Annotated in this window: 19 protein-coding genes and 1 pseudogene; 13 read left to right on the top strand and 7 right to left on the bottom strand. The window is 61.5% G+C overall.

Going from position 1 to position 17,585, the window contains the following annotated elements:
* Nucleotides 1-220: 220 nt before the first annotated feature.
* The 6 genes from V7116_RS21020 to V7116_RS20995 all read left to right on the top strand — a co-directional run bounded on the left by V7116_RS21020 (nt 221) and on the right by V7116_RS20995 (nt 5,702).
* Nucleotides 221-868 carry an HAD family hydrolase gene (locus tag V7116_RS21020; protein ID WP_324393940.1) on the top strand — a complete coding sequence of 216 codons (648 nt, stop codon included), beginning with the start codon at nt 221-223 and terminating at the stop codon, nt 866-868.
* 204 nt (nt 869-1,072) lie between these two features.
* Entirely contained in the window at nt 1,073-1,546 is a 474-nt protein-coding gene (locus tag V7116_RS21015; protein WP_324393939.1) for a hypothetical protein, read from the top strand.
* Nucleotides 1,547-1,797: 251 nt separating this feature from the next.
* A complete protein-coding gene (locus tag V7116_RS21010; RefSeq protein ID WP_324393938.1) occupies nt 1,798-2,409 on the top strand; it encodes a class IV adenylate cyclase in 612 nt (203 codons plus the stop codon).
* A complete protein-coding gene (locus V7116_RS21005) occupies nt 2,396-3,427 on the top strand; it encodes a phosphotransferase (RefSeq protein ID WP_324393937.1) in 1,032 nt (343 codons plus the stop codon). Before V7116_RS21010 ends, V7116_RS21005 begins: the two co-directional genes overlap by 14 nt.
* Before the next feature lie 368 nt (nt 3,428-3,795).
* Complete coding sequence (gene malQ, locus V7116_RS21000; protein ID WP_324393936.1) at nt 3,796-5,346, top strand: 4-alpha-glucanotransferase; 1,551 nt, start codon at nt 3,796-3,798, stop codon at nt 5,344-5,346.
* Complete coding sequence (locus V7116_RS20995; protein ID WP_324393935.1) at nt 5,343-5,702, top strand: nucleoside triphosphate pyrophosphohydrolase family protein; 360 nt, start codon at nt 5,343-5,345, stop codon at nt 5,700-5,702. The genes malQ and V7116_RS20995 overlap by 4 nt, the downstream gene beginning before the upstream one ends.
* A 283-nt stretch (nt 5,703-5,985) precedes the next feature.
* On the opposite strand, the gene V7116_RS20990 is transcribed toward V7116_RS20995, so the two are convergent.
* The 4 genes from V7116_RS20990 to V7116_RS20975 form a co-directional block, all read right to left on the bottom strand.
* Nucleotides 5,986-6,372, bottom strand: a complete 387-nt coding sequence (locus V7116_RS20990; protein WP_324393934.1) for a hypothetical protein — start codon at nt 6,370-6,372, stop codon at nt 5,986-5,988.
* A gap of 361 nt (nt 6,373-6,733) precedes the next feature.
* Nucleotides 6,734-7,120 carry a hypothetical protein gene (locus V7116_RS20985; protein WP_324393933.1) on the bottom strand — a complete coding sequence of 129 codons (387 nt, stop codon included), beginning with the start codon at nt 7,118-7,120 and terminating at the stop codon, nt 6,734-6,736.
* 173 nt (nt 7,121-7,293) lie between these two features.
* Nucleotides 7,294-7,665, bottom strand: coding sequence for a hypothetical protein (locus V7116_RS20980; protein WP_324393932.1), 372 nt, complete (start codon nt 7,663-7,665; stop codon nt 7,294-7,296).
* 212 nt (nt 7,666-7,877) lie between these two features.
* Nucleotides 7,878-8,264 (bottom strand): hypothetical protein, encoded by a 387-nt coding sequence (locus V7116_RS20975; protein ID WP_324393931.1) that lies wholly within the window; start codon nt 8,262-8,264, stop codon nt 7,878-7,880.
* 144 nt (nt 8,265-8,408) lie between these two features.
* Here V7116_RS20975 and V7116_RS20970 point away from each other — a divergent pair, with 144 nt between their 5' ends.
* Entirely contained in the window at nt 8,409-8,615 is a 207-nt protein-coding gene (locus V7116_RS20970; protein WP_324393930.1) for a hypothetical protein, read from the top strand.
* 20 nt (nt 8,616-8,635) lie between these two features.
* Here the strand turns inward: V7116_RS20970 and V7116_RS20965 are convergent, their stop codons facing one another.
* Nucleotides 8,636-9,376: a hypothetical protein gene (locus tag V7116_RS20965; protein ID WP_324393929.1), complete on the bottom strand. Its 741-nt coding sequence runs from the start codon at nt 9,374-9,376 to the stop codon at nt 8,636-8,638.
* A 307-nt stretch (nt 9,377-9,683) separates the two neighbouring features.
* Here V7116_RS20965 and V7116_RS20960 point away from each other — a divergent pair, with 307 nt between their 5' ends.
* Together V7116_RS20960 and V7116_RS20955 are read left to right on the top strand one after the other, a co-directional pair.
* Nucleotides 9,684-11,354, top strand: a complete 1,671-nt coding sequence (locus tag V7116_RS20960) for an acyl-CoA mutase large subunit family protein (protein ID WP_324393928.1) — start codon at nt 9,684-9,686, stop codon at nt 11,352-11,354.
* Nucleotides 11,355-11,473: 119 nt separating this feature from the next.
* The gene (locus tag V7116_RS20955; protein WP_324393927.1) at nt 11,474-12,385 is read left to right on the top strand and encodes a toll/interleukin-1 receptor domain-containing protein; all 912 of its coding nucleotides are present in this window, start codon (nt 11,474-11,476) and stop codon (nt 12,383-12,385) included.
* Between the two features lie 87 nt (nt 12,386-12,472).
* Here V7116_RS20955 and V7116_RS20950 read toward each other — a convergent pair whose 3' ends face one another.
* Entirely contained in the window at nt 12,473-12,700 is a 228-nt protein-coding gene (locus V7116_RS20950) for a DUF4926 domain-containing protein (protein WP_324393926.1), read from the bottom strand.
* 118 nt (nt 12,701-12,818) lie between these two features.
* Nucleotides 12,819-14,780, bottom strand: coding sequence for a glycosyltransferase family 39 protein (locus V7116_RS20945; protein ID WP_324393925.1), 1,962 nt, complete (start codon nt 14,778-14,780; stop codon nt 12,819-12,821).
* Between the two features lie 95 nt (nt 14,781-14,875).
* Between V7116_RS20945 and V7116_RS20940 the strand changes: the two genes are divergently transcribed.
* The 4 genes and pseudogenes from V7116_RS20940 to V7116_RS20925 all read left to right on the top strand — a co-directional run.
* Nucleotides 14,876-15,346 (top strand): hypothetical protein, encoded by a 471-nt coding sequence (locus V7116_RS20940; RefSeq protein WP_324393924.1) that lies wholly within the window; start codon nt 14,876-14,878, stop codon nt 15,344-15,346.
* Entirely contained in the window at nt 15,343-16,899 is a 1,557-nt protein-coding gene (locus tag V7116_RS20935) for an acyl-CoA carboxylase subunit beta (protein WP_324393923.1), read from the top strand. The genes V7116_RS20940 and V7116_RS20935 overlap by 4 nt, the downstream gene beginning before the upstream one ends.
* Before the next feature lie 295 nt (nt 16,900-17,194).
* Nucleotides 17,195-17,392, top strand: coding sequence for a hypothetical protein (locus V7116_RS20930; RefSeq protein ID WP_324393922.1), 198 nt, complete (start codon nt 17,195-17,197; stop codon nt 17,390-17,392).
* A 10-nt stretch (nt 17,393-17,402) separates the two neighbouring features.
* Nucleotides 17,403-17,585, top strand: a pseudogene (locus V7116_RS20925) (hypothetical protein); the annotation flags it as partial.

Raw genomic sequence — 17,585 nt, 5'->3', positions numbered from 1 at the left:
ACCGCGACCTCACCCCCGGCCCCTCTCCAATCAAGTTGGAGAGGGGAGACAAGCAAAGTCTCACACGATTCGAACGGGCGGAGCACCAAGCTCCGCCCGTCCCCGATCTGCTCATTGGTGATGCGGATCGCGCCATTTGACACTACAGCGAACGCGGCTCCCCGGGCTAGACTGGATGCAATAGTGATTTCGTTCACAAATTAAACCCTGGGAGAGCCTGATGCCCCGTCCGATTAAGCTCGCATTTTTTAACGTCATTGGCACGCTGCACCCCCTGTTCAACCCGTACGATTACCTGCACCGCCGCCTCGACCTGATGGAAGAGTCGCTCGAATACACGTTCAAGTATCAGCGCCGCCCGCAGGACGTCGATCGCTGGCACGAGGCCGAAGCGGAGCTGTGGGAAGGGCAGGACGCCGAGCGCGTGCAGTTCCTGCTCAGCGACCTGGCGTGGCTGCCCGGCGCAACGGAGATCGCGGGGCTGCTGCGCGGCGCGGGGGTTGAGCTGGCGCTGATCAGCAGCGGGTTCGACTTGCAGCTCCAGCCCGAAGCGGCGCAGTTGGGGGCGCGCTACTGGTTCGCCAATACGTTGTGCGTCGAGGATGACCGGCTGACGGGTGAGATCGAGATCCGCTACCGCGAATCGGATCGCGGCGCGCTGGTGGAGCAGATCAAGGACGAGGCCGGGGCCAGCGCGGACGAGTGCATCGCGTTTGGCGCGTCGCTGTTCGACGTGCCGATGTTCGAGCAGGTGGGGTGGAGCGCGGCGGTCATGCCCTACGACGCCCGCGTGCGCGAAGCGGCGACGGTCACGCTCGACGATCCCGATCTGATGCCGCTGCTGCCGGTGCTCCGATCGATGCTCTAGCACGCGCAACGTTTGCGCATTAAGCGTGTTATAAATTATTGAATTGAACGATGTGTGATCCCTCGCACAATCCGCAGTGCCGCGCTTCTGGGGCGATTTTGAATCGATAAGCGCGGGGCATACTTTAGTCCTACAAATGCGGATGATTGTCGTGTTTCGTAATAAAATTGAAGATAAATAACAATAGACCAGGGGGGCCTGGCGATGGAAGTACGACGTGCTGACCCGATTCGCCTCATCGCGCTGCGCTTAAGCCAGGATGAGCTGCGTCACCTGACGTTTCAGCCCGGCGTGAACGAGGCATTCCGCATCACCATCCAATACCATGACGGGCGGCATCCGAATCAGGTGGCGACGCTGACGCGTAATCACGCCGGGCCGGGGGTACTGACGGTCGTCTACGACAAGCCCAGCAAAGATGTACGCTTCACCTATCCCATCGCACCGGATCGCTACCAATCGCTGCTGCTGGCCCTGCGCCGCATGAAATTCGATAAGCTGGACGACCAGCCCGAAGTGCCGTTTTTTGGCGTGGACCTGTGGCTGGTCGAGCGCGCGTCGGGCAGCTTTTACCACGACGTGGTGCTCTCGCCGGACAGCGCGCGCGGCTTCTACCGCGAACTGATTTTGGCGCTGCGCACGCACCTCAAAGAAGCGCTGCGCGAGATTCCGAGCTAAACGGACCGCATATGATTTATCGGGCGAGGGGCCACCCTCGCCTATTTTTTTTGCCTCGGAGCCGGTTGCGCCCTCGCTTTTGCCGCCAAAGCGAACGTCCCCATTACGTTCTTGCCCGTGCATCCGTTTCGACTGCGACGGTCTTCCTGCTGGACGCCGACGCCTCCCCGCGTATGGCTTTCCCCGGCGGGATCTGCGAAACTTGAGGGTAGCTGCGCGCAGGGACGCATGTCCATAGGGAATGAGCCAACATGAGTAAGCTGGTCGAAACGGAAATCAAAATCTACACGCCGGACCTGGATGAAATCCGGTCACGGCTGGCGCAGATCGGCGCGGACGAAACCAAACCGCGCGTCTACGAGCACAACATCCGCTACGAGGATGCGACGGACAGCCTGACGCCCAATGGCCTCGTGCTGCGGATGCGCCAGGATACGCGCGCGCGCCTGACGTTTAAAGCGCCCCCGGCGGAAGACGCGGATCTGCCCGCCAACGTCCGTACGCGCTTCGAGGCTGAGGTCACGGTGGACAGCTTCGAGACGATGGACCTCATTTTGCGGCGGCTGGGTTATCACCCGAACGTCGTATACGAGAAGTACCGCACCACTTACGACTATGCCGACGTCGAGATCGTGCTCGACGAGATGCCGTTCGGCCCCTTCATCGAGGTCGAAGGCCCGGCGGCGGGCATCGAGTCCGCGCTGGCGGCGCTCGGATTGGCGGACGCGCCGCGCATCCTGGGCAGCTATATGGACCTGTTCGCCCGCGTCAAGGCGGCGCTGAGTCTCGACGCACAGGATCTGACCTTTGCCAACTTTGAGGGCATCGACGTGCCCCCGGAACTGTTCTATGGTGCTGACTGATTTTGAGCAGGTGACGCCGGAATGGCTGACCGACATCTTGCGCGGCCACGGCGATCTGCCGCAGGGTAGGGTGACGGGCGTCGAGAAGTCGATCGCGGACACGAATACCGCGCAGGTGGCGCGGCTGTGCCTGACGTATTCCGGTGATGCGCCGGAGAATGCCCCGGTGCGCCTGTTCATGAAGTTCGACGATCGCCGCCGCGAGGTCGATTTTTACCGCCTGATCGCGCCCGCGACCGACCGCGCGCCGACGCTGACATGTTACAGCGCGGACTATTCGGAGACGCAGAACCGTGCGCACCTGCTGGTCGAGGACGTGTCCCGAACCCATGCCGAGCCGGTCAAGGCGCTGCCGCCGACGCGCCCGCAGTATGAGGCCATGCTCGACGCGATCGCGCGCTTCCACGCGCAGTGGTGGGAGCACCCGCGCTTCGACGGCGACCTGGGCGAGCTGGGCGGGGCGGTGCGCAACTTCGCGTACAGCGTCGCCCAGGAACAGTTTGGCGCGTTCGTGGATTTTCTCGACGACCGGCTTTCTGTGCCGCGGCGCAAGATCTACGAGCGGGTGCTGGAGGCGTGGCCGCCCGCGCCGCGTGAGGTACGGCTGCGGACCGGCAAGGCGCTGACCATCATTCACGGCGACGCGCACGCCTGGAACTTTATGCACCCGGTCAAGCGCGACACTGGCTCGCTGGTGATCGTGGACTGGGCGGTGTGGCAGGTGAGCGTGTGCACGGACGATCTTTCGTACATGATCGCCATGCACGATTATCCCGATCACCGCGAGCGCATGGAGAAGTCGCTGGTGCACTTCTATCACGACCACCTGCAGGAATACGGCGTCGATAATTACGAGTGGGATCAGTGCTGGCTGGACTATCGCATCTCGGTGATCGGCAACCTGTTATGGCCCGTGTTTCACTGGTCGGTGCAGGGCGCGCCGGAACTGTGGTGGTCCAACCTGGAACGCTCGCTGCTGGCCTTCGAAGATCTCGACTGCGCCGAGCTTTTGGGGTAGTTTAGGCGGTTGCGCGGGCGAGAGAGACGCATCCCCTGATCCCGTTTCCCATGCACGCGGTGGGACGGGCGAAAAAACAGGGCGGGTTGATGCGGTTTAACAATTCGATCCGGTTATCACCGCGACCTCACCCCCGGCCCCTCTCCAATCAAGTTGGAGAGGGGAGACAAGCCGTCTCAACGGGGTTTGTAGGGGCGGGTTTCTAACCCGCCCTGGTCTTGCCCGGATTTGAAAGTTAAAGGATGTCAAACCCGACCCGACAAAAAGCCCATCGCGCCTTTTTTGGGCCGGGGGTGAGGTCGCGTTTGTTCTTCGCCAACTGCTAACCGCTAATTGCTATGTGCTGATTTTTGCTTTCGGAGTGTTTTATGGCTGATCGTGACTCGATTTTCCCTCGTTCCTGCGGCGTGCTGATGCACCCTACCTCGCTGCCCGGCCCGTACGGCATGGGCGACCTGGGCGCATGGGCGTACCGTTTCGTGGACATCCTCGCTGCCGCCGGGCAGACCGTGTGGCAGGTGCTGCCGCTCGGCCCGACCGGGTTCGGCAACTCGCCCTACCAGGTCTATTCGACCTTCGCGGGCAACAGCCACCTGATCGCGCTCGATGGGCTGGCCGATCAGGGCTGGATCGCCCGCAGCGACCTCGCCAGCCAGCCGTGGTTCCCGCCGCATCAGGTCGATTACGAGCGGGCCGTGCGTTATCACGACGACCTGCTGACGCGCGCCTACGATAACTTCGTTATCCGAGACGTGCCGCAGCAGAAAGCGGCCTTCCGGGCGTGGGTGAGCGATCCGCAGCAGTGGTGGCTGGACGACTTCGCGCTGTTTATGACGCTCAAGGAGCACCACGAGGGCCGCTCGTGGACGGAGTGGCCGGAAGGCGAGGCGCTGCGCGACGAGGAAACGCTCGACGCCATGCGCGCGATGCATGCCTGCCGCATCGAGGAGCACCGCTGGCGGCAGTGGGTGTTTGCGACACAGTGGAACGCGCTGCGCACCTACGCCAACGGCAAGGGCATCCGCATCGTGGGCGACATCCCGATCTACGTCGCGCACGACAGCAGCGACGTCTGGACGCAGCCGCACCTGTTCCAACTGGACGAAACGGGCCAGCCCATCTCGATCGCGGGCGTGCCGCCGGACTACTTCAGCGCGACCGGCCAGCGCTGGGGCAACCCGCTGTATGACTGGGCGGAGAACAAGCGCACCGGCTACGACTGGTGGATCAAGCGCATCAAGGCCGCGCTGAACACTGCGGATATCGTGCGGATCGATCACTTCCGGGGCTTCGACCGGTACTGGAGCATTCCCGCCAGCGAGCCGACCGCCGTCGGCGGGCACTGGGTCGAGGGGCCGCAGATGGACTTCTTCGAGGCGCTCGGCAAGGGCCTGGGCGCGGAGCTGGACGAGCTGCCGCTGATCGCGGAAGACCTGGGCGACGACCTGGGGCACGCGTTGGTGCTGCGCGACGAGCTGAATCTGCCGGGCATGGTGATCCTTCAGTTCGCGTTTGGCGCGAGCGAAAGTGAGCAGGAGCGCTTCCTGCCCGACGCGCACCGCGAGAATTCGATCGTCTACACCGGCACGCACGACAACAACACCGTGCTGGGCTGGTGGTGGTGCGAATCGTCGCCGGATGACCGCGATCGGATGCGGCAGGCGGTCGATCAGGACGAGATCAAGCAGCCGAACTGGGCGCTGATCGAAATGGGCATGTCGTCCCCGGCGCACACCTTCGTCGCGCTGCTGCAAGACGTGATCGGGCTGGGCGCGAGCGCGCGCATGAACAAACCCGGCGTGCCGTCGCAGCAGTGGCGCTGGCGTGCGACCGCCGACGAACTGGAAGGCGCGGACTGGAATCGCCTGAGGGCGCTGGCCGAGGCGCACGACCGCGTGTCGGAAGTGCAGCCCTCATGACGGGCGTTCCCGCTGACTCCGGTGCGCTGACGCTGCGCGAGTACCAGGAACGCGCCGCGCTGACGGCCAAGTACCCGGACGCCGGGCACAACCCGATCTATCCGACGCTGGGATTGGCGGGCGAAGCGGGCGAGGTGGCCGAAAAGGTCAAAAAGGTCCTGCGCGACAACGGCGGCCAGTTCGATGCGGCGGCGGTTGCGGCCATCCGCAAAGAGCTGGGCGACGTGCTGTGGTACGTGGCGCGGCTGGCGGCGGAGCTGGGCCTGGACCTGGAAGACGTGGCACAGGCGAACCTGGACAAGCTCGCGTCGCGGCAGGCGCGGGGCGTGCTGCATGGCAGCGGCGACGAGCGCTGATCGCTGTTTTACCGTCACGATCGAAACAGCCGCACGGCATCAACACATGCGGCTGTTTTTTTGTGCTCCGGCGTGGGACAGACTAGAGCCTGTTATGAACTTATAGCCCCCATCCCCTGGCCCCTTCCCCACGCAAGCGGAGGGAAGGGGAAGCGCCGCACTCAAACCTCGTTGCGTGGGGACCTGGGGCGAAAAACGGGCGGAGCAAGCCCCGCCCCTACGGATCATGGGGTAACGAGTGAGGGAGAACCTGTTTTCTCACTCGAAAAGTACATAACACGCTCTAGTTCTGCGAGCGCGCGTAGGCCAGCGCTTCTTGAAGGGTGTCGAACACCTGGATCTTGAGGTTGCCGAACACCTCGTTGTTCATGCCGCTGGCGGACAGCCGCATGATCTCGCTGTCGGTAACGTACAGGATCTGGCGGATGTTCGGGTGGCGCAGCAGGGAGGTGGGATCTTTCGCAACCACGGACGCGCCGTAGGCGAGGTCCTGCATATCCAGCGTCGAGCGCGTGAAGTCCTCGATGAAGAAAACCGGCTGTGAGACCTTATCCAGCAGGGCCTTGCCGTCGGAACTGTAGGACAGCGCGTCGATTTCGACCCGGTACGAGGGGAGCAGCGTGCTTACGATAATCGGCTCGTTAGGAAATTGTTGGTACTGGTACGTCATGAGTGCATTTCTCCGTGTGAGTAAAAGTGCCGGATCAAGACCAGACCGTGCATTGCCGCAGCGAGAAAGTATTGACGGTAAATTTATTACCGTCACTAGGATAGGGTAATTATTCACGCTGTGTCAATAGTTAGTTGGAGAAGCGTAGGGGAATTCAGCCACCGCGCGAGCCATATGGTGTGCGAGGTGATGTTTACGAGCGGAATCAGCCGGGTAAGAAGGGAAAATAAATATCACCTCAAGGATAATCGGGAGATTGTTATGAGTCAATTACGATTTAGCTGAAATAATCAAACGAAAAATGCCGCAAGTGATATACCTGCGGCAGCAGCCGGACAAACGAGGTTATAAATAGATCTACTTAATATTTGGAGCGAGCATACGCCAGCGCTTCGCCCAGCGTATCGAACAGGCGCGCACGCACGTTGCCGAAGGTGTCTGTGGTCAGGCCCTTAATAGCCATCCGCGTGGTTTCGTATGACGTTACGAACAGCACCTCGCGGATCTTCGGGTGGTGGTACAGCGGGTTGTCGCCCCGGCTGGTGATGGAAGCCGCCGTGGTGAGGTCGTCCAGGGCGATATCAACGCGCTGAAGGTCATCGATCAGGAACACTGGCTCGTTGACGGATTCCAGCAGTTTGAAGGTCGCGCCGGTCGAATGAGGGAGATCGGTTGCAAAATTGAAGTCTTCAAACAAGGTGACGAGCATGATCGGCTCGCCGGGGAGAAGGTCGTGCTGAAAAGTCATTAGTGCTGCTCCGGAAGAACGTTGTGAGATCGACGAAAAACAATTCTAGTTTAATTTAGTATTTGTGATATGTCAATTGTACACCATATCTTACAGAAGTGGGTACCTCCTGTGCACGTGAGGGCGCGGAATAAGAGGGAGCGCCGCCGAACAACTCGGCGGCGGCTGAAGGGTCAGTAGGAACGCGCATAGGCAAGCGCATCATCGAGCGTATCGAACACGTGGATCTCGTGACTGCCGAACGTCGTGCTGCCCAGCCCTTGCATCGTCATGCGCATGATGTCGCTGGTCGTCACGCAGACCCGGTCGAGGATGTTGGGATGGTTCAGGATCGGAATGGCCAGCGAGGCGGCGTAGGCCAGATTTTGGCTTTCCATGTTCGAGCGCGTCAGATCGAGGATGACGACGACTGGCTCCTTCAACGCATCGAGCGCGGCAATAATGCTTTGTGCGTAGAAGCCGCCATCTACTTCGGCGTCGTGCTCTTCGAACGGCTGGGTGATGAGGATAGGCTCGTCAGGGAGCTTTTCCGTGCGGTAAGTCATGATCATTCTCCACGTGCAAGATGGTGCATCAGGCGCATCGACTTGAGTTTGGAGTAAAGGGAATAAGTGGGGGGAAACGTCGTGTTTGGCTTCTAGCATAAACGATTGCTGTTATGAACAGGTTAAGCAATTGTGACAAATCATAAACAAAACTGCCGCGGTGTGAGTACCTGCGGCAGTGAAAACACAAACGAGACTATAATTCCGGCTATTTAGATCCGCGCGCAGGCATATGCCAACGCTTCATCGACGGTGCCGAAAACGCGCGCATTGACGCTGCCGAACGTTTCCGTCTGGATGCCTTCGGCGGCCATCAGCATCATCTCGTTGCCTCCTACAAACAGGACCTGGCGTACCTTGGGATGGTTGTAAGTCGATGTTTCGCCCAGGCACAGGTAGTTGGCGGCGTACATGAGGCTCTCGAAATCCAGATCCAGCTTGCTGAGATCGTTCACGTAAAAAACGGGTTCGGGAGCACGTTCGAGATGGGCGATGACGTCCTTATTCGAGTACGTGAGATCTCGCTGGATGTCGTAGTCTTCTGAGACGCTGAGCAGGATGATAGGTTCGTTTGGGAATGTGGTAATGTGGTAGGACATCTGGGGCTCCATGAGATCGAGTCTGGTTCGATTACTGTATTATCCAAATAAAAATCAGGGGCACCTTCATATATTGTTATGAAAGCATTGATTTGGGAATAGCCAGAAGATACAACCCGGTTTGAAGTTGAGACGAGGTGCGGCATGGGCGAGGTGATCCTGATCCGGAGTTCGGCGGACCTGCTGCGGGGGTGCTTGGTGTGCGGCGCGTACGTGTGGGACTGCACCGTGGACGGCTGCAAGCCGCGCGGCCAAAATCTGCCTGGCGACGTGATCCACTGCAAGATCTGCAACACGGCTTACATCGTGGAGGACGAGCTGGACGCGCGCCGAGGCATGTCGGGCAGGTGAGCGGCGTTACTGCGACGCGATCAACCCGGCGCGGCGGCAGGATCGGGCGCGCTCATCGCACGTTTGAACACCACACCCAACAGGCTGCCTGCCACGATCAACACGATCCAGTCAAGCGAGATGACGATCACCTCGAACCGGTACTCACGATTAACCCCGTACTGGATCGACAGCCCCACGAGCGCGAGAATCGCCAGGGCAAAGTTGGCGATGAAGATCCAGCGCAGCGCGCTTTCCACCCGGTTGCGCCCCGAAAACACCGGCACGACACATAACAGCGCGGCGCTCATCATCAAATAGCCGATATCTTCAAGCGCGATGAAGAGGCCGTGCGGGTTGTACTGGCTTAACAGCGCGATTCCGTCGGTTTCGCCGTTTTCGAGGCTGGGCTGGATCACCGACACCTGCACGAAGTAATCTCCGACGAGCAGCAGCGCCGAAATAAGGGCAAAAGCCAGCCCGATGTGGCTGAATACCTTCGCTTCCTGGGGGGCGTAGTAGTGGATGCAGACCATGAGCACCACGAACAGTAACACCAACACAATCGCCGGAACCATCCAGATGTAGTCCCTGGGAAAGCGCGAGGCGATATCCAGATACGGGTACTCGACGCAGCCTTCACGGCAGTTTGGGCCGGATATCGGCGGCGTTAAGACGGCGATGCCAAAGGTGATCGCGGTGAGAATCGCGGTAAGGATAGACGTATAAAATCCGAGGCGGAGGGCATTGTTGGCGGGTGAGCCTTCAGCTTGAGTCTTCATGGACCGGTTCTTTCGTGGGTCTGGGCACACCCTGGCTTTACTCGTCGGTGGGGCGGCGGTGTGTTTTGAGGATCGTCTCAAGCCAGGTGATACGGGCGCAGCGTAAGCGCCTTCATTGTACTGTGACGGACTTCTCCCGGACAATCATTCCGCAGCTTGACACGCCATACCCCTCGCGCCGGGTGTGATCCGTAACGCTCGAATGGGTGAGGGTTATAACTGATAGCAGCGCCTGCATCGGGTATAGTAGGGTGATGCAGGCTTTTTTGTGCACACGGCCCATCAAGTGATCACGAGCGAGAGTCCCATGAGCGATGATCTGAACCAGTTGAAACAACAGTGGGAAGAAAAGTCTGTCAATAAGACGATTTCCCGCTTCCCCGAACGCCAGCCGGAATTTTCTACGTCGTCCAACATTCCGCTGGACCGGGTGTACGTGCCGGACGTATGCGACGCGGACGACTACATGCAGAAGCTCGGTTTTCCCGGCGAATACCCGTTCACGCGCGGCGTGCAGCCGACCATGTACCGGGGCCGCTTCTGGACCATGCGCCAGTACGCCGGATACGCCAGCGCCGAGGAATCGAACGCGCGCTACCGCTACCTGCTCAGCGCGGGGCAGACGGGGCTGAGCGTTGCCTTCGACCTGCCGACGCAGATCGGCTACGATGCCGACGATCCGATGTCGCTGGGTGAGGTCGGCAAGGTCGGCGTGAGCATCTCGTCCCTGCGCGACATGGAGCGCCTGTTCGAAGGCATCCCGCTGGATAAAGTTTCGACCAGCATGACCATCAACGCGCCCGCCGCGATCCTGCTGGCGATGTACATCGCCGTGGGTAAAAAGCAGGGCGTCGAATCGAAGCAGCTGCGCGGCACGGTGCAGAACGACATCCTCAAAGAATACATTGCGCGCGGCACGTATATCTTCCCGCCCGCGCCGTCAATGCGGCTGATCACGGACCTGTTCGCGTTCTGCGCGCAGGAAGTGCCGCACTGGAACACGATCAGCATCAGCGGCTACCACATCCGCGAGGCAGGCAGTACCGCCGTGCAGGAAGTCGCGTTCACGCTGGCGGACGGCATCGCGTACGTGCAGGCGGCCATCGACGCCGGGCTAGACGTGGACGAGTTCGCGCCGCAGCTCAGCTTCTTCTTCAACGCGCACAACAACTTCCTCGAAGAAGTCGCCAAGTTCCGCGCGGCGCGGCGTTTGTGGGCGCACATCATGCGCGAGCGTTTCGGGGCCAAGTCGCCCAAGAGCTGGTCGCTCAAGTTCCACACGCAGACCGGCGGCAGCACGCTCACCGCGCAGCAGCCGGAAAATAACATCGTGCGCGTGACGCTTCAGGCGCTGGCGGCGGTGCTGGGCGGCACGCAGTCGCTGCACACCAACAGCATGGACGAGGCGCTCGCCCTGCCGACCGAATCGGCGGTGCAGATCGCGCTGAGGACGCAGCAGATCATCGCCTACGAATCCGGCGCGGCGGACACGATCGATCCGTTCGCGGGTAGCTACGTGGTCGAGCACCTGACCGACGAGATCGAGCGGCGCGCGGCGGAATACATCGAGCGCATCGACGCGATGGGCGGGGCGCTGGCGGCGATCGAGGCCGGGTTCATCCAGGGCGAGATCAACGACGCGGCGTACGCGTACCAGTGCGCGGTCGAGTCGGGCGAGCAGATCGTGGTGGGCGTGAACAAGTTCACCACCGCCCAGAATGCCGACGCTCACCGCGAGATCCTGCGCGTCGATCCTGCCGTGGAGCAGGGTCAGCGCGCCAAGCTCGCGGATCTGCGTGCCTCGCGCGACAACGCCAAGGTCGCGGAGCTGCTGGGCCAGCTCGACACCGCCGCGAAGGGCACCGACAACCTGCTGCCGCTGTTCGTGACGTGCGTGGAGCACGACGTCACGCTGGGCGAGATCGGGCACGTGCTGCGCGGCGTGTTCGGGGAATACCGCCCGTCGGTGACGATCTAGCGGAGAGCGGAGAACGGATAGCGGTTAGCACAAGCCAAATGTATATGCGACGCCCCGGCGAGAGTCGGGGCGGTTTTGATTCTATAATGGGGGCACATGGTAAATGTGGGGAGGGGAAGATGGACAGGCCAACCGTTTTTATCAGTTACGCCCATAAAGACGCTACGGAGTGGGTGTCTCACTGGGCCATTTCATTAAGCGCGTATGCTGACGTTTTCTGGGACAAACGTTTGCAAGCAGGACCATTTTGGGACTTATTGGTGCAGGAGATCAGTTCACGCGAATATTTTGTGTTTGTGATGACGCCCTGTTCACTACTAGACGACGGTTGGTGTCGGCGTGAATTGAGGATTGCGGAGGAGCACAATTGTAAAATCATCCCTGTTCGGATTTTCGATCAGCATTGTGACAAAGAACTTGAAGATAAGTATACCTTTGCTGACTTTATCAAAGATGAGGAACATGGTTTCCAACGCTTGACGTACCTGATTCTAGGGGAATCCAAATGGTCGTGGGAGTACTTATATCAACATAGTGATTTCGAAGATGTTCTCATTCACTTGGAGCGGGGCGATTTCCCTGGGAGTGTTGCCAAGACTACTGCCGATATTATGATTGTGGACCAGCTTTGGCCACGTATTGAACAGAGACTGCGTGATAAATACCCAGAAGGTTTGTTTTTCATAACGGCACGAACGCCCGAAGGTGTTCTCAGTCAATTCCCCACTCTTGTCCAACAACTGGCGCGTTTCACAGATCCAGCATCAATTTCCATGATCCATGGTGCACAACAAGTGGTGGAAGAGTATGTAACAAGCATTCGGACCGTAAAAGATTCCGAGAATTTACTAACCGGAAAAGCCGCCGCCAAGGCTATTGAAGACGGTAAACTTTTCTTACTGCGTGAGGCAGCGATACGGCTTGATGCTTCCGAGGTTCTACTGGTACAGCGATATATTCTTCTCGAAACAGTTGAGAGAGTACGTGAACTAATTGTTTTATTTTCTCGGTGGTCAAGGTACTTGTACTGATCTGATCGTTTGCTCAGGGTAAAAAAAACGGCCCGCCGTTGAGTTCCGGCGAGCCGTGTGCGTTTAAATTGCAGAGGTGCCGATTGCCTACACCGCCGCGATTGGCCGCGCGTGCGCGATCTCCTGCTCTCGAATGGGGCGGACTTGCGACGCTGTCACCGTGACGACCGCGATTGTTTTTCCGCCCAGCGTCACGAACTCGATTTCGTAGCCTTCGTGCTCGCCGTGTACCAGCACGATCGTACCGATGTCACCCGCCTTGAGGTCGTGTTCGGGAATGTCGGTCGTCAACACGACCTGATCCAGTTCATGCATGAGCGTAACCGCCTTTCACTGGGGATATGCTGTCACAAAACGCAGGACATCATCTCCCGCATCAATGAACCAAACGGACCGGATAAAGAGCTTCTTATGCGCGCGGCGCGAAGCGCATTTAGCCCGCCAGCGCCACATCTACCCAGGGCGCGAGGGGCTGCTCGGCGTCGTCCACCACGTCGATCCCGGTAATCGCGCCGGTCTCCTCGTCCAGCCGGTACTGGCCCACGCGCAGCGTCACCGTCCCCGCGGGCTGCGGCAGCGCGATGCCCGTCACGAGCGTATCGCCCGCGCACCAGTACCGCCCGCGCCAGAAATCCACGTCCTGCTGCGCGAGCCGGTTGCCGTCCGCGTCGAGCAGGTGCACGAAGAAGCGCAGGTGGCCCTGATCGTCGTCCGCCGCCGGGAGCGCCCAGCGCAGCCAGATCGTGTCGCCGTCGAACGCGTAGCCCGTGATTTGCACGCCGCTGCCGAACCGCGCCGGAGCCAGATCCGCGAACGGGACGCCCGCCCACATCAGCCCGCTGTCGAACGTCTGCACGAGGTACGCGCCTTCGCCGGGCCGCAGCGGGATCGCGCGCGCCGTGCCCAGGCCGTAAAGCGCGTCCAGTGCGGAGGGCGGGGCGGTCGGCGGGCTGATCACGGCGAACGGCCTGGCGGGGAAGACGGCCAGATCGCCGCCGGTCGCCACCACCTCGCGCACGCAGCGATCCGTATCGTAGAGCAGCCCGTCCCAGACCTCGTAGCCGCTCGATTTGCTGTCGCCGCCCACGATCAGCACGTCGCCGTAGGGCAGCAGCGTCTCACGGATGTTCATCAGGTAATGCAGCGGCGTAGGCAGGCCGTCTGGCGTGTAATGCGTGTCGGCGGCGCGCAGCACGCTGATCTGCCACCAGCCCCACGACAGCACCGCCAGACCGACCGCGCTCACGACCACCCCCTGCGCGATGCGGCGATCGTGCAGGGCGCGCAGAAGCATCGTCACGCTAAGCGCCAGCAGCAGGCAGAACGCCGGGATCAGGTAGATAAAGTAGTGCGTGTAAATGCCGGTCCCGGTCCAGTTGGGCAGGAAAAATGCGACCGGTGGCACGATCCACAGCGTCAGCAGCAGCGCCAGCGGGCGCCACGCGCGGATCGCCCATGCCGCCGCGTAGCCGCCGATCATCAGCACGCCCAGCGCGTACCACACGCCGAGCGGCGCAGGCAGGGCATGATCCGCCAGCGCGGGATCGGCCAGATATTCCACGCCGCGCCCGGTCGCCACGTCCACTACGCGATCGATCGTTTCGCCGCGCAGCCGTAGATCGTACTTGATGATCGCGCGCATGTCCGCCGTGCGGCTCTCAAAGCTGCCCGACGACTCCGACGCGCCCAGCACGAACGGAACCAGAAGCAGCACCGCGATCACACCGCTGGCGATCAGCGCGCGCCAGGAGACGGTGCGGCGGCCCAACCACAACAGCCCCAGGACCACGGGCGTCATCGTCCAGGCGGCATAGTGAATCTGCACGCCCCAGATCAGCACGGGCAGGCACAACACCTGCGCCCAGCGTTTGCCCTCGATGAAGCCGATCACGCCGAGCAGCAGCGCCGCCAGGATAAACGTGATCTGGTAGTCCTGCGCCCAGATCGAGCGGCTGTAGGTGACGGCGTAGGGGTGCAGCGCGTACGCGAATCCGGCCAGCGCCGCGGCGGTCGGCCCCACCGTGCGCCGCACGAGCGCCCACAGCAGCCCCACGCCGATCACGTTGAACAGCGCGATGATTGCCGTGATGACCTGTACGTTGTGGGTGAACAGGGCGGGCAGCGCCAGCGTATACACGGTTACGGGCGAGTTCGGCACGCCTGCCGAGGACGCGATGCCCTCCAACGGGATGCCCTGGCCCGCCGCCATGTTCTGCGCGGCGACGACAAGCTCACCCTGGTCGAACAGGTACACCGTGATGCCCGCCAGATCGTGCAGGCGCGCGATGGCAGCGACCAGCAGAATCACCACGAGCGCGATGGTATCGCGGCGCGGGGTGGTGCGGCTGCCGCCTGCCGCAGAATCATGATCCTGCCAGAGTGCGGAAGTGACCAAAATGTAATGTCCTTGCTATGTAAAATAGGCTGCGGGTATTATACAGACGGGGTCCAATTCGCTCCACATGCGGCCTCACGCTATAATGCTGATTTATGTCACATTTATTGCGTCTCCCCGCCCGCAGGCCGTGGAGCCTGTGGACATTCGGCCTGATTGTGGCTGCGCTGGGTCTCTATAACCTCGCCCTCGCGCTCGATCACGTCCGCCGTGCGGACGACTACCGGGCGCTCGCCGTCTCCTACCCGCCGCTGCTGCGCGCCGCGCTGGCCCTCGTTTGGGCCGTCTTGCTGCTGGCCTTTGCTGCCGGATTGATCCGCTGCCGACCGTGGGCGCGGCGGTGGAGCCTGATCCTGCTGAGCAACTACGGCGCGTTTGGCGTGTTATGGATGGTGGTGTATGCCCGCACGGACTTCGCACGCGGGCGTATCGGGTTTCAGGCTGCCGTCACCGTTTTGCTCCTGGTTCTGGCCGGGGTCGTGCTGCGCGGACGGCAGTTTCGCGCCACGTTCAGGCCATCGCCCTCGGACGAACCGGAGCCGATGTTTGGAGAAGGGTCCCTATGACGAACGGTAATCACATCGAGAAGTTGAACGAGATGCGTCTGCGCAGCGCGGAGGGCGGTGGGCCGTCCCGCATCGACAAGCAGCACAAGTCCGGCAAACTGACTGCCCGCGAGCGGTTGGACCTGCTGCTCGATCCCGGCAGCTTCCGTGAAATGGACGCGTTCGTGGTGCACCGCGAGCGCAACTTTGGCATGGACGATCCGCACAACCAGTACCTGGGCGACAGCGTCGTGACCGGCTGGGGCACGATCAATGGGCGGCTGGTCTACGTCTACTCGCAGGACTTCACAGTTATGGGCGGCTCGCTGAGCGAGGTGCATGCCGAAAAGATCTGCAAGATCATGGACATGGCGATGAAAAACGGCGCGCCCGTGATCGGTGTGAACGACTCCGGCGGCGCGCGCATTCAGGAAGGCGTGATCAGCCTGGGCGGGTTCGCGGATATCTTCCTGCGCAACACGCTCGCCAGCGGCGTGATCCCGCAGCTCAGCCTGATCATGGGGCCGTGCGCGGGCGGCGCGGTGTACAGCCCGGCGCTGACCGATTTTATTTTTATGGTCAAGGACACCTCTTATATGTTCGTGACCGGGCCGGACGTGGTGCGCGCGGTGACGCACGAGGACGTCTCGTTCGAGGAACTCGGCGGCGCGATGACGCACAATGCGGTCAGCGGCGTGAGTCACGTCGCGGCCAACACCGAGGAAGACGCGCTGTTCCTCACGCGCGAGCTGCTCGGCTATATTCCGCAGAACAACATGGAAGATCCGCCCTTCGAGCCGCCCCTGGACGATCCGCTGCGCACGGAACAGGCCCTGAACGACCTCGTGCCGGACGATCCCAGCAAGCCTTACGACGTCAAAGAACTGATTAAGCTCATTATGGACGAGGGCCGCTTCTTCGAGATCCACGAGCACTTCGCGCAGAACGTGGTGGTGGGCTTCGCGCGGCTGGGCGGGCACAGCGTCGGCATCGTCGCCAACCAACCGGCGGTGCTGGCGGGCGTGCTGGACATCGACGCCAGCGAAAAGGCCGCGCGCTTCATCCGCTTCTGCGACTCGTTCAACATCCCGGTGCTGACCTTCGAGGACGTGCCCGGCTTCATGCCCGGCATGGCGCAGGAGCACGGCGGGATCATCCGCTCCGGCGCGAAGCTGCTTTACGCCTACTGCGAAGCGACCGTGCCCAAGATCACGATCGTGACGCGCAAAGCCTACGGCGGCGCGTACTGCGTCATGAACAGCAAGCACATCCGCAGCGACCTGAATCTCGCGTGGCCGACCGCGGAGATCGCGGTGATGGGGCCGGACGGCGCGGTGAATATCATCTTCCGCCGCGAGCTGTCCGAAGCCGACGATCCGGTGACGCGCAAGGCGGAACTGGTGCAGGAGTACCGCGAGAAGTTCGCCAATCCGTACGTGGCGGCGGCGCGCGGCTTCATCGACGACGTGATCATGCCGTCGGAGACGCGCCCGCGCCTGATCAATGCGCTGGAAATGCTGCAAAACAAGCGCGACAGCAATCCGCCGAAGAAGCACGGCAACATCCCGCTGTAAAGGGCAGCCGTTAGCGATTAGCGGGCAGCCGAGAGCTAAAAGCAAAGGCAAAGGCAGACCTCACCCCCGGCCCCTCTCTCCAATCAAGTTGGAGAGGGGAGACAGGCATAGAGTCGCAGGGGTGGAGGGTCTGGTTCATCTGGCAGGGGCGTATCGCAATACGCCCCTACGGTACGCGTCTGGTGGGATGGCAAAAAGCAGGGCGGGTTACAAACCCGCCCCTACAAAACCCCGTTGAGACGGTTTTGCTCGCCTCTCCAATCAAGTTGGAGGGGCGGGGGTGAGGTGTTTTCAAATGTCCGATCGCACATCTGAATCCTTATCGCTGGGGCGGTGGCCGACCGGATCGCTAACGCTGGCCGGGGCGGTGGGCGGCGTGCTGCTGGGCGTAGCGATCGGGTTCGTGCCCGCCGGATTAGCGGCAGGGCTGGCGCTTGGCGTTGGCCTTGACTCGCTGTTAAACCATCTAATGAACGAGCGAACCGAACAGTAGGAGAGCGGATGTGAACGGCGTCGAAGACGAACAGCGCGCCCCGGAACCCGCGTCCGACGACCGGCCTGACGAGCCGCGCGACGACGCGACAGCCGGTCCTGAGGTGACGCCGGAAGCGGCTGCGCCCACCGCGCCAGAGGCGGAAACTGCCGCCGAAGCGCCGGAGGCCGCGCCGACCGCCGAGCCGGAGACG

Origin of the sequence: Aggregatilinea sp. (assembly GCF_036822615.1) — a bacterium.
In the GTDB taxonomy this organism is placed as follows: domain Bacteria; phylum Chloroflexota; class Anaerolineae; order Aggregatilineales; family Aggregatilineaceae; genus Aggregatilinea.
Note: the sequence above shows the minus strand (reverse complement) of the source record. Positions and strands in the feature narration are given on the sequence as shown.

Excerpts from the sequence above, each read along its gene's own strand:
- V7116_RS21020 (WP_324393940.1), top strand. The coding sequence starts at position 221 with ATGCCCCGTCCGATTAAGCTCGCATTTTTTAACGTCATTGGCACGCTG.
- V7116_RS21015 (WP_324393939.1), top strand. The coding sequence starts at position 1,073 with ATGGAAGTACGACGTGCTGACCCGATTCGCCTCATCGCGCTGCGCTTA.
- V7116_RS21010 (WP_324393938.1), top strand. The coding sequence starts at position 1,798 with ATGAGTAAGCTGGTCGAAACGGAAATCAAAATCTACACGCCGGACCTG.
- V7116_RS21005 (WP_324393937.1), top strand. The coding sequence starts at position 2,396 with ATGGTGCTGACTGATTTTGAGCAGGTGACGCCGGAATGGCTGACCGAC.
- malQ (WP_324393936.1), top strand. The coding sequence starts at position 3,796 with ATGGCTGATCGTGACTCGATTTTCCCTCGTTCCTGCGGCGTGCTGATG.
- V7116_RS20995 (WP_324393935.1), top strand. The coding sequence starts at position 5,343 with ATGACGGGCGTTCCCGCTGACTCCGGTGCGCTGACGCTGCGCGAGTAC.
- V7116_RS20990 (WP_324393934.1), bottom strand. The coding sequence starts at position 6,372 with ATGACGTACCAGTACCAACAATTTCCTAACGAGCCGATTATCGTAAGC.
- V7116_RS20985 (WP_324393933.1), bottom strand. The coding sequence starts at position 7,120 with ATGACTTTTCAGCACGACCTTCTCCCCGGCGAGCCGATCATGCTCGTC.
- V7116_RS20980 (WP_324393932.1), bottom strand. The coding sequence starts at position 7,665 with ATGACTTACCGCACGGAAAAGCTCCCTGACGAGCCTATCCTCATCACC.
- V7116_RS20975 (WP_324393931.1), bottom strand. The coding sequence starts at position 8,264 with ATGTCCTACCACATTACCACATTCCCAAACGAACCTATCATCCTGCTC.
- V7116_RS20970 (WP_324393930.1), top strand. The coding sequence starts at position 8,409 with ATGGGCGAGGTGATCCTGATCCGGAGTTCGGCGGACCTGCTGCGGGGG.
- V7116_RS20965 (WP_324393929.1), bottom strand. The coding sequence starts at position 9,376 with ATGAAGACTCAAGCTGAAGGCTCACCCGCCAACAATGCCCTCCGCCTC.
- V7116_RS20960 (WP_324393928.1), top strand. The coding sequence starts at position 9,684 with ATGAGCGATGATCTGAACCAGTTGAAACAACAGTGGGAAGAAAAGTCT.
- V7116_RS20955 (WP_324393927.1), top strand. The coding sequence starts at position 11,474 with ATGGACAGGCCAACCGTTTTTATCAGTTACGCCCATAAAGACGCTACG.
- V7116_RS20950 (WP_324393926.1), bottom strand. The coding sequence starts at position 12,700 with ATGCATGAACTGGATCAGGTCGTGTTGACGACCGACATTCCCGAACAC.
- V7116_RS20940 (WP_324393924.1), top strand. The coding sequence starts at position 14,876 with ATGTCACATTTATTGCGTCTCCCCGCCCGCAGGCCGTGGAGCCTGTGG.
- V7116_RS20935 (WP_324393923.1), top strand. The coding sequence starts at position 15,343 with ATGACGAACGGTAATCACATCGAGAAGTTGAACGAGATGCGTCTGCGC.
- V7116_RS20930 (WP_324393922.1), top strand. The coding sequence starts at position 17,195 with ATGTCCGATCGCACATCTGAATCCTTATCGCTGGGGCGGTGGCCGACC.